This window comes from Paenibacillus intestini (genome assembly GCF_030803945.1).
GTDB lineage: Bacteria > Bacillota > Bacilli > Paenibacillales > Paenibacillaceae > Paenibacillus > Paenibacillus polysaccharolyticus.
Map to the genome: position 1 here is coordinate 116,055 of NZ_JAURUN010000005.1, position 15,620 is coordinate 131,674.

Sequence of the window (15,620 nt, forward strand, 5' to 3'; positions counted from 1 at the left end):
TTGGGAGAGGGGATTGAAGCAAAGTACAGGGCCTCCCCCCAAGAAACTCTGCAAGTAACGTATTTGAGCGCGGGCGGTGTAGTCATAGTCATTACTAGTCCTTCCGCTTCAAATGGAACCGTTAGGCTTCCATAGAACGGGACTCTTTGGTCCTCCCAAAGAACCGAGAATACATAAAGAAAAGGACAACGACAAAAATGAGAACGAAAACTAAAAATTCAATCTTGTAGCCAAAGCGATAGAAAGACGTACCTGCTATTGGCCCAATTGTCATCCAGACATAGCGGAAAAAGTTGTAGACTCCCGTTGCACTTGCTCGATGATTCGGCATTTCATCGGCCAGTATCGTAATCTGAACGGGCAGCGATAATCCAAGAGTCAAACCAAATATGGCTAAACTTATCGCCAGTATGGAAATCGACAGTGACGCTGTCACTACGAACAACAGTATGGACATCATATTAAAGACCGCTAACAACAACAGCAACTTTTTGGCTTCGACATACTCCTGCAGACGTCCGCCAATCATGCTTCCGATGACGATACAGACCGATATAGGCATAAACAGCCAACCCATGCCGCTTGGCGTCAGGTCATATCCCTCGATCAAAATATTCGGAAGCAGCACAAGTAACGTATAGAAGACTGCGTACTGTACAGAACCTAGTACAACAATTGCCAGTCCGATGCGGTGATTTAGTACCGCGGTCATCTGCCGAAGCCGAAATTGTCCCCCATTAACACGGGGCGTCCATGTCTCCGGCAAACCCACAAACAAAATGAGCCAAAACGATAAACTCACTGCAAACAGAAGCCAAAATAAATGATCCACGCCGTAATGTTGTCCTACAATGCCCCCTACGACTGGCCCCAGACCAGGCCCGAGTGCAACCAGCATTTGATAGATCCCCATAGATCGTCCCCGTTTTTTTCCTTCAAACAAATCTCCGATGATGGTAATGGCTGCTACCGAACCAACAGCAACTCCAATAGCCTGCAACGCTCGAAATATAATTAATTGTGTGACCGTATCAGATAGTGCTACGCCAATCGTGGCACATACATAGAACATAAATCCGATCAACAACATTTTACGCCTTCCATATCGATCCAGTAACGGACCGTAAACGAGCTGCATACAAGCAAAAAATATCGGATAAATGGCAATTGATAAATTAACAGCGTCTTGAGAGGTTTGAAGCTTATTTGCTAATTCTGGCAACAACGGCGAGTAGAGGGTTTGTGTGAATGGACCAAAAAACGCTGCCAGAGAAACCAAATAAACCAATAACGTCCTGCGCATCTTTCCACCTCCATAATCTCTATTTACAACGCTAAGCATACAAAATATACTTACAAAAGATAAGTACACACTTTTTCGTGCAAAACTTACCAGAAGGGAAGTGTCGTTAGAGAATGTCTGCTATTCAATATGAATTCAATGGCAAGCAGTACCAGTGTCCAATTGAGCTTTCAGTCTCTCTCTTCTCTGGAAAATGGAAAACAACAATAATATGCAAACTAATGGATGGCACAAAGCGATACGGGGAATTGAAGAAGCTCATTGACGGGATTAACCACAAGATGCTTGCTGAACAACTTCGTGAGCTTGAACAGGCAGGAATTGTTAACCGCAAAGTCTATCCTGTCGTGCCACCCAAAGTAGAATATGCTTTAACGGAACTGGGTGAACAATTAACGCCAGCCGTCCGTCTTCTACAGCAGTGGGGCAGTCAGTTCGCAACAGAACTCCCTCTGGAGTCCCCTGCTCCAATCTCTGTTCCCTTATCAGCGGATCGCTAGACCATCCCTAGTCTCCTCCGTAAGCTGTAAGCGTACATCCAAAAAGGCAGCCTTATGCATGATGAACATGCGGGGCTGCCTTTTTCAGCTTACTTACTACTTTGTAAGTATTGAACTAAAAAGTGCGTACTTACTTTTATAAAGTTAGTTGACTATGATGTAAGGGCGAACACAACTTCCGCAGAATGGAGAGATAACTATGAAAACGTTAATTATTGTCGCTCATCCCGATCTGGCCTCATCACGGATTAATCAGGCTTGGGTACAAGAATTACAGCAGCATGATCATATTACCGTGCACGACTTATACCGCCAGTACCCCAAAGGAACGATCAATGAAAGCCATGAACAGTTGCTACTAGAGCAGCATGAACGCATCATCTTCCAATTCCCGTTGTATTGGTATAGTAGCCCGCCACTTCTGAAGTGGTGGTTCGACACCGTGCTTCAAGCCGGATTTGCCTATGGGCCTGACGGGGGCAAGCTGCAAGGAAAACAGATAGGCGCAGCCGTTTCGACTTTTGGTACAGCTGAATCTTATCAGTCAGCCGGAACCAACCGCTTCACGATTGAAGAGCTATTACGGCCTCTGGAGGCACTGGCACGTTATGTTGGAGCAGACTACCTACCTCCATATTCACTTCATGATGTATCTCATGTAACCGATGAGCAGTTGGAGCATAGCCAATCACAGTATCTCCTGTATGTAAACGCTCCTGCGGAGCAAACCGAAGTTCAATAATTCGGCTCTTGATGTCCTCTTCGGTCCAGCTTTCTCGACGGTAATAACCGCCCGCAAGCCGAACAACTCAAAGAGGGCTGCTCAGGTCTATTGTATTGACCTGACGCAGCCCTTTAAGTTACCAACGCAACACAATCAAACCAGACACAATCTTATAGCTCGGCTCACTGCTGAGCAGTGCTTCTAGTCGCGGCTCCGCAGTTTGCTGAGCAGACGAAGAATCTCGATGTAAAGCCAAACTAGCGTGACCATCAACCCGAAGGCACCGTACCACTCCATATACTTGGGTGCCCCTTGTTCTGCACCACCTTCAATAAAATCGAAATCCAGTACCAGATTAAGCGCGGCAACAATGACAATCACAACCGAGATGCCAATACCAATCAGGCTGTTCTCATGAAGATATGGAACCGTGATGCCGAACAGACCGAGCACAAAGCTAAGCAAATACATAATCATGATACCGCCCGTTGCAGCCACTACGCCTAACTTGAAGTTCTCTGTTGCTTTGATTAACCGCGTTTTATAGGCTGTTAACAGGGCAACAAACACCGCCATGGTTAGCAAGGCAGCTTGTAACGTAATTCCGTTGTACAAGGACTCATAACTTGCCGAAAGTGCACCCAGGAACATCCCCTCTGCTACCGCATAGATCGGTACAAGATATGGAGATACCACCGGTTTAAACGAAATAATTAGCGCCAAAATAAAACCGACAATTAACCCGCCATATGCAAGCGGCATCACTTCTTGTCCTTTGAAAAACATCATCCAGGTTGCAAATGCACTGCCCAGCAAAATGATCAACGTGATGAACGCTTTGTTCACCGTGCCGTTAATCGTCATGTAGTTCTGGTACCGATCCCCTCCATATCCTCTGTTCTCAAACGTGCTGTCCTTAAGTGTAGGATTACCGCTACGACCGATCAACACAATCACCTCTTCTTATGTATTGGGTAAATCTGTGAAACCCATTTTCTAGTGCTACTTCCTTGAAAAGTGAACTTTTTAGCTTCTATATTTGTTACGTAGAACTATATTTGCAAAGGGAATGGAGTTGGATGCAATCCATGGATCACATCCTGTCCACCTGCACACGAACCTAGGACATATGTCCTAAATGCATTCAAGCTTACTTTCTTGCTTGTGCACCTTAAATAAACTTGTTTACTTACTTATATAGAACTTTGTCTACATTATACTTCGCCCGCATCGTGTTAATGATATAGGTCTCATAAATTTCACGATCCATTGGATCTTCTACCAAACAAACTTCAATCTTTGTGACTTCGTCGCGGTGATTCTTCATTGGAGATACTGTATCTTCAAAATGCTTTTTGATTCGCGGTCTTAATTTTCGCGCTTTCCCGACAAATAACAACTCACCTGCGGCATTATAAAACATGTAAATTCCGCCTTGCTCCCGCGTAATCAGGTGAAAATCAGTAAATCCATAAATGTGGCTTAACTGCGGATTTTCCTGCTTGGTAATGGTCACATCTGGTGTAGGAACCGTAATCTGAATCATCCATTTCACTTCCTTATATTCTATAGAAATACATCCTAACACATATCATAATCCGACACCATTTCGAGTTAAAAGAAGTACATTTCACGGAATTTTCGCTTTTGCGACAAATATTTCAAAAAAAAGGTTAACTTCCCTGATTCAAAGTGGTACTATAGGGGTATGAGGAAGAATTTGGGCACTAAGACATATGTCTTTGTATCCACGCTCGTTTTATAGAGCCTACCATGTTTCATCTTTTTCATACTGAATTCGGTGACGTGCACACGAGAAGAGTACAGTTAGTAAGAACCGTAGCTTTGAAGTAGATTGTAGAATCACCATCTTTACGAAAACCTATTGCAGCAAGCATTGAGTGGCAATAATTAGCCTTTTAAGATTTCTTTTTATTACAGCATCAAGTTTATCATCTAGAATTAGAATAATATAGACAAAGCATATAGCATAGGAAGTTGATCCACTTAGAATTATATAGACAGGTATTTCTAGAGACTAGTCAGAACATTCAACTGTAGCTAGAACAGAATAGTATTACACCCTTAGAATTGAACAGGCTTCACCTCCAGCCCGGCATATGAGCCAGGGCTTTTTCCCGTTGTGCGTACAACTCAGGCCACCTTAGCTACGAAACAAAGGTATCGTGGTTCTTTCTGCTGGGTTTATAATATGGCAAGATACCAGTAGAGGGAGTGATGGGATGTATTCCGATCTGCAATTGACGGAGGACCGCCCTGTATATATACAAGTCAAAGATTATTTGAAACGATTAATGTTAAAAGGCGGTTTGCAATCCAATCAGAAACTGCCTTCAACCCGTGAGCTGAGCACGTTGATGAAGGTAAGCCGAAGCACCATTCTGCTCGCCTACGCAGAGCTTGAAGAAGAAGGGTTGATCTATGCGCTCAAAGGAAAGGGTAATTACGTCAGCACACTTATTGAGACGCAGCAGACCAATGCAATCCATTGGCAACTAGACTGGACGGCGGAGGTTAGCGATTATGCAATCCAGGCAGAGCAATATGATCTGATGAAACATGGCTCAGGAGCCGAGCGCGGCGAAATTTCCTTTACCAGCATTGCGCCGGATGAAAAACTGTTTGATCTTCAAAATGTGAAACGGGCCTTCCTGGATCGCATGTCACTTGAAGGAGAAGTTTTACTTAATTACGGCTACGCGCAAGGATATAAACCGCTCATGAATTATTTGATGAACTACATGGAAAACAAAGGGGTCGACCTTACGGGTAAGGATATTTTGATTACGAACGGGTTTACGGAGGGATTTGACCTGGTCCTTGGGGCATTGCGCAAGAAGAGCGGTAAAGCACTCTGTGAGAATCCTACACATCACACGGCGATCAAAAACCTGAAGTTGCACCAGTTTCAACTAACCGGTATCGATATGGAACCGGATGGCCTGGATCTGAAGCAGCTAGAGCAACAACTGGCTGGAAATGCATATGATCTGGCATATCTTGTGCCCTCGTATCACAATCCGACTGGAATCGTGACTTCGCCTGCAAAACGAACTGAAATTATACGTCTAATGAACGAATATCAAGTTCCGATCATTGAGGATGGATTTAACGAAGAGCTTCGTTATTCCGGCTCCCATGTCTCACCCTTGATCGCCAGTATGGGTAAGGGTAACGGCCTTCTCTATCTCGGCAGCTTCTCCAAAGTATTGTTCCCCGGACTGCGTGTGGGCTGGATTATCGCGGATGCTACCTTGATCGATTATCTGGAAAGCATGAAGCGGGCGCGCAGTATTCATACGTCTACTCTGGATCAGTCCCTGTTATATCAATATTTGAGCAACGGCAATTTTGAAAAATACCTAAAACGGGCTCGTACAGAGTACAAGCGAAAATATGAACTCGCTGTGCATTGTCTCAAACGGCATCTGCCGATGTGTCAAATATCCGGAGCAGGCGGTTTGCATCTGTTTGTGCAATTTCCAACAGAGGTACGAACAAGAGAGTTGCTAGCTGCCTGTAAAGTAAACGGGGTAACCTTTACTCCCGGAGATACCTTTTATCTGGAGCCCGGTCAAGGGCTCCACACCATGCGGCTTGGATTCTCCAGAGTCAGTGACGAGAACATCCGCAAAGGCATCCGTATAATCGGGGAAACGGTTGCGAGCATGATGAATTGATTTAATAACATTAAGGAGGATTTTCACATGAGAGTCGGCGTTATTATGGGCGGTACATCTTCAGAGCGGGATATATCCCTGCTCACCGGACAGGAGATGATTGCGAATCTGGACAGAAGTAAATACGAGGTCGTACCGATTGAGCTGAATTCCAAACGGGATTTGATCGACAAATCGGATGGAATCGATGTAGCCTTGCTTGCCCTGCACGGAAAATACGGGGAAGATGGTACGGTGCAAGGCACGCTTGAATCCCTAGGCATTCCCTATACAGGTTGCGGCGTACTTGCAAGTAGCGTATGCATGGATAAGGACATGTCCAAACAGCTCATGCGGCAAGCCGGAGTACTCACGGGAGACTGGCTTCAAGTGAATCGAATGCAAGATCTGTCCTCTGTGGCTGTCCAGCACTTAACGTACCCGGTGGTCGTCAAGCCCAACTCAGGCGGCTCCAGCATTGGAACACAGATCGTTCATGAGCCATCAGCCCTGCCTGCCGCAGTAGAGGCTGCTCTTGCCTGGGATGACAGTGTAATGATTGAGCAATATATTGAGGGTGAAGAGATTACCTGCGCCATTGTAGACGGTAAAATGCTACCCGTGATCTCGATTCGTGCCAATGCTGCCTTTTTTGATTATGCTGCCAAGTATGATGATAACGGTGCGGATGAGCAGGTCGTGCAACTACCTTCTGAGCTACATCAGCGCGTAGAAGCCGCTGCGCTAACCTGTTACAACGTACTCAAATGCAGTGTCTACGCCAGGGTGGATATGCTCATTCGGGATGGGGTGCCTTACATGCTGGAGGTAAACACCTTACCGGGGCTTACTCGAAACAGCCTGCTACCCAAAAGTGCAGCCGCTGCGGGGATTTCTTTTGCCAAGTTGCTCGACACCATCATTGATCTGTCTCTTAAAGAACGTTCCGGGGAGTTGTCGCGTGTATGAGTCTCGATGTAAATATTCGGCATAGCACCAAACAGGATGTACAGGAGATGGTTATTCTCATGGATCAACTGGGATACCCCACAACCTACGCCGAGATGCAGGAAAGATATGCTCATATCGCTGCTGATGCCAATTTTACAACGTTGGTAGCCGAAGTGCGCGGACGTGTAGTGGGACTGATTGGCATGCAGACATCCTATTCATATGAAAAGAACGGCAGACATTGCCGCATCATGGCACTGGTTGTTCATGAGCATTACCGCAGCTCCGGTATCGGCCGTCAGCTTCTACTCGCAGCTGAGCAGTGGGCGGCCGAACAGCAGGCGGACTCTCTGTCGCTAAACAGCGGCAATCGTGCGGATCGTGAAGCCGCGCATGCATTTTATCAGAGGATGGGTTATACGGCTGGCAGCACCGGATTCAGTAAAAATGTCATTCGATGAAATCTAAACAACAAAATATGCCCTTCCAAGCACTAATATGGCTTGTAAGGGCACATTTATGTTTTCATGATCTTATCCTGACTGATTTAGTACTTGGCAGATTGTGCACCGTCAATCGGAATGATGGCTCCGTTGATAAATGGCGATTCACCGGACAGCAGGAATGCGACCAAACGTCCGACTTCCTTGGGATCACCCAGACGTTTGGCCGGGTTGTCCTTTACAAACTCTTTGGACGCCGACTCCCAGTCATTTGGGTTAATCTGTTTGAATGAACCGATAACCATGTCTGTCAAAATGGCTCCTGGAGCTACTGCATTGATGCTAATACCATGCTCTGCATATTCAATCGCAGCATCCTTGGTCATGCCTGCAACGGCATGTTTACTTGCCCCATAAGCGATCTGATTAGGCACAGCGCGAATACCACCCACGGAGGAGGTGTTGACGATAAAGCCTTCGCCTTGCTTTTTCATCACAGGCAACACGTGTTTCAAGCCATAAAATACACCTTTTAAATTAATGTCGATTACCTTGTTGAACATCTCGGTTTCATAGTTTTCGATCAGGTTCTGCTTGCCCTCAATACCCGCGTTGTTGAAAAAGGCATCGATGCGCCCAAACTTGACCATGGTATCCCGAACATAGTTCTTAACCGCTTCCTCATTGGCTACGTCTCCCTCGATCAACAGAAACTCAGCTCCGTTCACTTCTTCCGAAATTACCCGCTTGGTCTCCTCCAGTGCCTTCATGTTAACATCCACCAGAGATAGCTTTGCCCCTTCTCGCGCGACCTCTACTGCAGCCGCCCGGCCAAGCCCCGAGCCACCTCCTGTAATCAAGACCACTTTATTGGTGAACCGTTCTGTCATGGTATAGACCTCCTAATGATTTTTTAGATCATCCATATTTCAATACCCTTTTCAAATTAGACTCTAACATGGCTTCGACAACTCATATGCCTCCATTAATTTCTCGATGGGAATCCCATTAATTTTCATTCCTGACACTTGGCAGGCCTCAAGCTCAACACCTGAAAGATCACAGTCGACAAAACGACTGCCTCCCAAATCACAATGTCTCCACTGCATTGGCACACGGTCGTCACCAAGATGTGTATCTTGGAACTGAACCCCGTCCAAAGCACAGAATTCAAACTTGGTATTTGTTAAACGTAAATCTGCAAGCAACATTTCCGTCATATTCAGGTTCGTTAGTTTGCTTCCACTCAGATTACAATCGGTGATGCGGCTGTTCCTCATTGTACTGGAGCTGTACCACATCGAATCCAAATTGGCTTGAACATGTTCATGCTCCTGAATTGGATCATCCTGCCCGCTCCTGGTAACGATCTTCTTCTCATAACCGTACTCTGCATCGGAGGCATACATGCGAACATAACCGAGCTTTTCGTAGAAGTGATGATTACTCGTCTGCCGACTAGAAGTTTCCAGCCTCCAGTGCAGGATATGCGGGAACACAGCCTCAATCTGTCTGATCACTTGTGAGCCTACTCCGCGCCCTTGGAAGACAGGGTCGATATAGATTCTGTCCAACCTTGCGATTCCCTTTCCAAGCACATTTATGCTCACGCCACCGATTGCACAGCCATCCGCTTCCACTACATAGTAGTCCCACTCACGAATGACATATTCATGGAGACGAACGGCGTTATAACCCGGAGGACAAAGATTGCTATCCAAGTCCTGCTCTCCATTCGCCCAGACATGCATGGCATGATCAAAAGCACGCGTGCAGATTTCTGTCAGCACAACGGCATCTTCGTGTTCTGCTCGGCGCAGGTTTATTGATAATGGTTTAGATTTAATCCGTCCATTGGCTTTCCCATTGGAATCTGTGCTATAAAGTTCAAAATAATCATAGACCTCCCCATCAGATAGACGTCTCCGATTCACACACTGGAAGCCTGTATGCTCCAGCACTTTGCGAGAAGCCGGGTTATATGTCTTCACAATGCCCACAATCCGGTTTAACGACGTATGTTCGAATAGATATGCTGTCAACGCTTGTACCGCCTCCGTGATATAACCTTTGTTGCGGTGATCGCGTGAAATGGCATAAGCTAACTCACGATCAGACGGATCAAGCATATCGTTAGGAAACACACCGCACCAACCGATCAACCGCTGACTCTCCTGATGAATGACCGCAAGCATAATCCGTACATCCTGCGGATCAAACTGTTCATAACTCCCTACAACAAACTGCAAAAATTCACTTAATTGCTCTTCTGTCATCTTCCAATCGGGTAACAGGTCGGTAATTTCAGGCTGATGTGTCAAGGTTGCCAGCGCGGCTTGGTCTTGCAAGGTAAAGGGACGTAACATTACCGAATTAGCAACAATCGTGAAACGATGATTCATATAGAACACCTCTTAGGGATTATTTTGTGATGACACGACAAAAAGGAGCACCTTCAATAGAGGTACTCCCTTGTCGTTTCATCCTTTCAGATCAAACGCCGAAGCTCCTCGTAATGGGTCAAAAAAGGACAGACGTATCCCGTGTTGGTCTAACGGAATTTTTGCGCCTTGTTCTTTTCTACATCATTACGAGAAATCTGGCATTCTCTGAAATCCCCTTTCAATTCACGCATCGTTTATAACGATCCACATTGTATTATGGACGATCAATGAAAATCCAGCCTGTATCTTGTTCTTTTTCAATCGTGGCCCCAAGTGATTCTGCCATGAAACGTAGCGGCACATAAGTCTTGCCGTTTTTGCCAACAAAGGCGGATTCCACCATCGTGACTTCTTGCCCCGCAACGGTTGCTTTCGGAGAATCTACCGTCAGTACGATCTCGTCTCCAGTGATGTCGTCAATGACAACGATCTGTTTCGAGCCTTTCGTCCATTTCACTTCTGCATCCAATTGCTCGGACAGATACCGAAGCGGCACAAAGGTTGTATTTTTGACCGTTATTGCTCCAACTTCTTCGTCTTCCGGATAGAGGAAGATACTTTTGGTTGTAATCTTCATCTCATTTTTCAGGAGTTGGTAGACAAATGAGTTTGGATCAAAATTTCGAAGCACCTGACCCGGTGTAACTTCCCCTTCGGTCAGTTCCATCACACCACGGGAAGCATCCACTTCATCCACAGTGACTACGCCGCCGATATTCCATAGCTCACTGTCTGCGCTAACCGTTACAGAACGCACTGGCAAGTCTTCTGATGCAGGCACAGCCACCTTCAAAGACATCTTTTGTTTGCGAATATCGAGTTTACTATCCAGGAAAAAGTCCATATTCAATTTGGTTTCAGGGCCAAATACTGTTTTCAGCTCCGGTGTATCTTTTAGCAGGTTGTTCAGTTCCTGATCATAGTTCACCAGAATGCTGTCCAAACCTTCTTTGATCATGGCATAGATGGATGTAACTGCTTCTTCCTTCGATTTTGGCAAGATAGAAGTCATCTCATCGTCTTCCATACCTTCTCCTTCTATACCTTCCAAGCCCATATAACTTTCAAATACAGGGTACAGTACATCATACAAGTCTCCAATCAACTGTTTGAGACCTTGCTCATCCTTAGAAATACTTGTCAGGAACGGCTTAACCATCGCAAGCAGCTCTTCACCGTTAATCTCCATATGCAGCTTGTTCAGAGACAATGTTTCACCATTAACGGCTTCCTGAACAGGGGTAACGGATATGTTTTTCGGATTGGACAGATGTTTCATGACAAAAGTTAATACCTTTGGAGAAAGTTCTTGCATCTGTTTCTCCAGCTCTTTTGTATCTATAGGAAGCAGCATCGTCTCGGCTCCCCCAAGTGTATCCAGAGATATGTAAACCGGTTTCTGTGCACCATCAACATCGATGGTCATGCCCGACTTGTCCATAGACAGATGGAAAGGCAATTTCGTTCCTTCGATGCTCACTGATCCTTTGATCGATGCCGTGGTCGTATCCTTCATCTTGGCATGATCAATGTTGAGTGAAATGGAATTGATTCGTTTAATCATTTCGAGGTCTTCGTCGGTTGCGAATTGTTTGTCCGGTTCTATGTTAATATGCATGGATTGTTTGGTTTCACCGGATTTTACATTGGTGTTATTGACCATGGCTTGGCCAACATCTACTCCGCCCACGGCCTGACAACCTGTAAGAATAACCAGTAACAGGACAAGCGGTACTGCCATCCATTGTCTTAACTTTCCGCTCATAATTGGGATCTCCCCCTTAGCAAAATATGGTTCATTCCTTATTATGAGGGCACTTGGAAGTAATGTAAACGGATACGCATAAAAATAGGCCAAATAGGCCGGAACACGTCCGACCTTCTGGTTCTTCTATCACTCATATGTCATAACATGCGCGTGGAAACATGCTGTTTCATGTATTATTTTCAGACTATTCCTGCTCCTGATCCTCCGTAGACCCTTCCTCTTCCACTTCATCTGCCGGTGTTACAGGGGTCTCGAATTGATCCGGTTCATCGTCTTGAATCGCTTTGTTCTCTTCGTTCTGATTTTGTGTCATAATCGCTCTCCCTCTCTTCAGCGGAATATCATCAAGGCACTGCCTTGTGTGTATCAATAACCGGATGGCATATGAATCAAACATTGTTCCAAACCATAAATGCACACAGATCGGAATTCATCCCTTTAGAAAGAGCCCTTTCAGAACACATAAAAGATAATCCCGTTGCCGTTCTCTACGGTCACTTGAAACAAAGCCTGTATCTGATCAATCGTTTGCACGATCTCCTGAAAAGTCTCCTCTTCGTCCCAACCTTCCATTACGGGATATACCCCTTCAGCAAGCATCTTGTCCAAGCTGAAACGCGTCCTCACATCCTCAGGGGTAAGTTGCTCCAATGCCATATAAGCCTCTAGAACCTGCTTGTTATTAATCAAGAATAGATCCATATCCGAATAGTTCCCCAAATACTGTTTACTAGCGAGCGGCACAACATAACTTAGTGGAGGTTCTCCATCTACGAGGTTACCATTCAACGTAAACTGTAGCATCTGCCACGTTTTATCAACATCCAGATCAACCTGACAATCATGCACACTAACCTCTCCCGAATGAATGGAATTCAACAATTCATCGGTTACTACCACATATCTACCCGACATGCCCATCGCGTTATCCCTCCTGACATTTCCTTCTATTATTCCCCATTAACCGTGCATGTTACATCAGAATCGGGGTAAAAAGGAAAAAGGGCACAATAACGTCACCATACGATGCTCATGTGGGGAGCGTAAACGAACCATTTCCTAAGGAGGATATCCCGATGAAAAAATTTGACTACAGTCTCAATTACGAGGAACTCGATCTGCGCAAGCAGCCTGAATTATATACCGTTGGCCGGGGCGAGCAAGGGGTGCTCATGGTGGAACCCTACAAAAGCGAGATTCTGCCGCACTGGCGGTTCAAAACACCTGAGATTGCGACAGAGTCATCGGAGAAGATCTATGAACTATTTTTGCAGTATAAGAAAAAGGGAGATTTCATTGGCATGGATATGGCTCGCAAGTTTTTACAGATGGGATACACTCGGGCGAGACGTTATACCAATCATAAAGGTGGGCGCAAATATTCGAAGCAGGATGGCTCCATTCTGCCTTATCAGAATGACCCCGTGAAGGCGGAAGCAGCAGCCATTTTCAAAGCGCAGTGGGAGGTAGCGAAGAAAGATCCCGACTACGTGAAAATGATGAAAAATCATCGGGAAAAGTACGAGTCAGAGGAGGGCTAGGCGCATATCTGAAATCATTGACTTGTGGAAACATATGGTTCAGAATCTATCTTGTTACTGTTTGTTTTCCACCACTATTTTGGAGAAAAGAGGCGCAGCCGACTATGACAGATTCGTTCATACAATTAAACACAGGCCAGAATACCAACATCAACGAATGCGCTCAGCTTCAGGTTACGATCAAGTGCACATCCGCCCCCTCTGCCTTGGATGTTAGCTGTTTCATGGTAAACGAAGCAGGAAAAGTTCCCTCTGACGACTATTTTGTATTTTACAATCAGGAGGCTGACCCGCATAACAGCGTTCGTTTGCAACAGATAGAGGAATGGCAGTCTACTTTTGTACTGGATACGCATAAATTGCGGCAGGCCTCTGTAGAAAAATGTGTGTTCACGGCTACACTTGATGCGGGACATACATTCGCCGATGTTCGTACATGCCAGGCGGTTGTTCAAGCGGGTTCCCAGCAGATTACGTATGAGATTACGCAGGCCACGGAAGAAACAGCGCTTATTTTCATTGAAATTTACAAGTATCGTGACGAATTCAAAGTTCGGGCCATCGGACGTGGTTTCTTTGGTGGATTACAGCCGCTGGCAGAATCCTTCGGGGTAGAGATTGAAAGTAACGAAGCCTCGGAAGCCGAACAAGCTCTGCTCACAGCACAAGCTGAAGTGGCAGCAGCCTCTTCCCAAACCACATTACCTGTTGCTGAATCAGTCCCGAGCCCTCCACCACTGAACTTAACCAAAATCGATCTGCTCAAGCATAAAGTAACCCTGTCTCTCCAAAAGAAAAAGGTTGAACCTATTCAGGCACGTGTTGCCGTTGTATTCGATGCATCAGGCTCCATGTACCATCTTTATCGTAAAGGCATCGTGCAAGAAGCCTTTGAGCGGATACTGGCGATTGCATCCGCATTTGATGATAACGGAGAATTAGACGTATGGTTCTTCGCCAAAGACTTCTTACGTGCCCCTAGCGTTACCGCCAAAGATTTCGAGAATTATATTGAACGTACATATAAGCTGGGTAGCAAAGGCGGTACCAATAACGAACCTCCTGTAATGCAAGATGTCATTCATAAGTACACCATCGAGGAACCCAATGTAAAGATTCCAACGTATATTATCTTTTTTAGCGATGGCGGGGTTAGTCAAAAAGGAAAAATCAAGCGATTGATTACCGAAAGCTCAACCAAAAATCTGTTCTGGCAATTCGTTGGTTTAGGTAGAGCCAATTACGGTGTTTTGGAAAATCTCGATGAGATGGAAGGGCGTTTCATTGATAACGCTAACTTCTTCGCACTAGACGACATCTCGAAAATCAGCGATGAAGAATTGTATGATCGTCTGCTCAATGAATTTCCAAGCTGGATTAAGGAAGCTCGGGCCAAGGGCATTCTGGCCTAAAATGTTCATCTTCTATGCTTAATTCAGGCTTGTAGCTTTAAATTGCAATCTTAGAATCGTGGTCTTAACATGCTTCCGACAATGCGCAGCATGGACTTGCGTGGCATGAGGCGGGAGAACTGTGCTGTCCAGTAATTCCGGGTTCCTGGTACTGCATATGGCTTGCCTTTCTCCAGCGCCCTCATGGCCACTGCCACGACATGCTCAGGTGTATCCCGTTTGCCTACAGAAGCTTCACTAGCACCTACCACATCAAAGAACGGCGTCTCGGTTGAACCCGGACATAGTGCCAAAAATTGAACCCCACGCTTCCAGTTTTCTTCATATAACGCCTCTGTAAAAGAAAGTACAAATGCCTTTGTCGCCCCGTACACCGCCATAAACGGATCGGGTTGGAAAGCTGCCGTCGAAGCCACGTTAATAACCGTGCCATTCTCCTTCTCTAACATGCCTGGCAAGAAAAGATGCGTCATGTTTGTCAAAGCTAATACGTTCAACATAATCTCATCCTGTTGCCGCAAACCCGACAATTGTTCAAAGTAACCATGAGTGGCGAATCCAGCGTTATTGATCAAGATATCAATCTGTATTTCCCGTGTCTGACATTCCTCATATACCTTCTGTGGCGCGTCTAATTCGGAGAGATCCGATACGATCACTTCTGCCCTTACTTGATATGTACGTTTGATTCGTTCTGCCAATTGTTCCAGCTTAGACTCCGTTCTTGCTACTAGCACAACATGGTTACCCTTCGAAGCCATTTCGAGTGCAAAAACTTCACCTATTCCTGAAGAAGCTCCTGTAATAAGTGCCCATTGATGTTGTTTTATCATTTCTCATCCACCCTTTGCATG

At 45.6% G+C, this 15,620-nt stretch carries 16 protein-coding genes; 7 read left to right on the plus strand and 9 right to left on the minus strand.

Annotated features, from left to right (window positions below; genetic code table 11):
• Positions 1-121: 121 nt before the first annotated feature.
• Complete coding sequence (locus J2T16_RS15610) at positions 122-1,303, minus strand: MFS transporter (RefSeq protein ID WP_221790053.1); 1,182 nt, start codon at positions 1,301-1,303, stop codon at positions 122-124.
• Positions 1,304-1,416: 113 nt separating this feature from the next.
• Between J2T16_RS15610 and J2T16_RS15615 the strand changes: the two genes are divergently transcribed.
• On the plus strand, positions 1,417-1,803 hold the full coding sequence (locus tag J2T16_RS15615) for a winged helix-turn-helix transcriptional regulator (RefSeq protein WP_221790055.1): 387 nt from the start codon (positions 1,417-1,419) through the stop codon (positions 1,801-1,803).
• A 199-nt stretch (positions 1,804-2,002) separates the two neighbouring features.
• Complete coding sequence (locus J2T16_RS15620; RefSeq protein WP_499018691.1) at positions 2,003-2,545, plus strand: NAD(P)H-dependent oxidoreductase; 543 nt, start codon at positions 2,003-2,005, stop codon at positions 2,543-2,545.
• Positions 2,546-2,728: 183 nt separating this feature from the next.
• On the opposite strand, the gene J2T16_RS15625 is transcribed toward J2T16_RS15620, so the two are convergent.
• Positions 2,729-3,475, minus strand: coding sequence for a Bax inhibitor-1/YccA family protein (locus J2T16_RS15625; RefSeq protein ID WP_221787678.1), 747 nt, complete (start codon positions 3,473-3,475; stop codon positions 2,729-2,731).
• Positions 3,476-3,716: 241 nt separating this feature from the next.
• Positions 3,717-4,073: a nucleotide excision repair endonuclease gene (locus tag J2T16_RS15630; protein ID WP_090921395.1), complete on the minus strand. Its 357-nt coding sequence runs from the start codon at positions 4,071-4,073 to the stop codon at positions 3,717-3,719.
• 697 nt (positions 4,074-4,770) lie between these two features.
• Between J2T16_RS15630 and pdxR the strand changes: the two genes are divergently transcribed.
• Genes pdxR through J2T16_RS15645 form a run of 3 tightly spaced genes read left to right on the plus strand, consistent with a single transcriptional unit; the run spans position 4,771 to position 7,619 of the window.
• A complete protein-coding gene (pdxR, locus tag J2T16_RS15635) occupies positions 4,771-6,228 on the plus strand; it encodes a MocR-like pyridoxine biosynthesis transcription factor PdxR (protein WP_499018693.1) in 1,458 nt (485 codons plus the stop codon).
• Positions 6,229-6,255: 27 nt separating this feature from the next.
• Positions 6,256-7,176 carry a D-alanine--D-alanine ligase gene (locus tag J2T16_RS15640; protein ID WP_499018695.1) on the plus strand — a complete coding sequence of 307 codons (921 nt, stop codon included), beginning with the start codon at positions 6,256-6,258 and terminating at the stop codon, positions 7,174-7,176.
• On the plus strand, positions 7,173-7,619 hold the full coding sequence (locus tag J2T16_RS15645; protein ID WP_499018697.1) for a GNAT family N-acetyltransferase: 447 nt from the start codon (positions 7,173-7,175) through the stop codon (positions 7,617-7,619). The genes J2T16_RS15640 and J2T16_RS15645 overlap by 4 nt, the downstream gene beginning before the upstream one ends.
• A gap of 86 nt (positions 7,620-7,705) precedes the next feature.
• Here the strand turns inward: J2T16_RS15645 and J2T16_RS15650 are convergent, their stop codons facing one another.
• From J2T16_RS15650 to J2T16_RS15670, 5 genes are all read right to left on the minus strand, one after another.
• On the minus strand, positions 7,706-8,491 hold the full coding sequence (locus tag J2T16_RS15650; RefSeq protein WP_221787486.1) for a glucose 1-dehydrogenase: 786 nt from the start codon (positions 8,489-8,491) through the stop codon (positions 7,706-7,708).
• 63 nt (positions 8,492-8,554) lie between these two features.
• A complete protein-coding gene (locus J2T16_RS15655) occupies positions 8,555-10,003 on the minus strand; it encodes a GNAT family N-acetyltransferase (protein WP_499018699.1) in 1,449 nt (482 codons plus the stop codon).
• A gap of 256 nt (positions 10,004-10,259) precedes the next feature.
• Positions 10,260-11,810 (minus strand): copper amine oxidase N-terminal domain-containing protein, encoded by a 1,551-nt coding sequence (locus tag J2T16_RS15660; RefSeq protein ID WP_499018700.1) that lies wholly within the window; start codon positions 11,808-11,810, stop codon positions 10,260-10,262.
• 187 nt (positions 11,811-11,997) lie between these two features.
• On the minus strand, positions 11,998-12,126 hold the full coding sequence (locus tag J2T16_RS15665; RefSeq protein WP_261769298.1) for a hypothetical protein: 129 nt from the start codon (positions 12,124-12,126) through the stop codon (positions 11,998-12,000).
• 140 nt (positions 12,127-12,266) lie between these two features.
• Positions 12,267-12,734: a DUF1877 family protein gene (locus J2T16_RS15670; RefSeq protein WP_499018702.1), complete on the minus strand. Its 468-nt coding sequence runs from the start codon at positions 12,732-12,734 to the stop codon at positions 12,267-12,269.
• Positions 12,735-12,889: 155 nt separating this feature from the next.
• Here J2T16_RS15670 and J2T16_RS15675 point away from each other — a divergent pair, with 155 nt between their 5' ends.
• Both J2T16_RS15675 and J2T16_RS15680 read left to right on the plus strand, forming a co-directional pair.
• Entirely contained in the window at positions 12,890-13,354 is a 465-nt protein-coding gene (locus J2T16_RS15675; RefSeq protein WP_336121609.1) for a DUF4385 domain-containing protein, read from the plus strand.
• 104 nt (positions 13,355-13,458) lie between these two features.
• Positions 13,459-14,766 (plus strand): VWA domain-containing protein, encoded by a 1,308-nt coding sequence (locus J2T16_RS15680; RefSeq protein ID WP_308722574.1) that lies wholly within the window; start codon positions 13,459-13,461, stop codon positions 14,764-14,766.
• 50 nt (positions 14,767-14,816) lie between these two features.
• On the opposite strand, the gene J2T16_RS15685 is transcribed toward J2T16_RS15680, so the two are convergent.
• Entirely contained in the window at positions 14,817-15,599 is a 783-nt protein-coding gene (locus tag J2T16_RS15685) for an SDR family NAD(P)-dependent oxidoreductase (protein WP_336121608.1), read from the minus strand.
• Between the last annotated feature and the right edge of the window lie 21 nt (positions 15,600-15,620).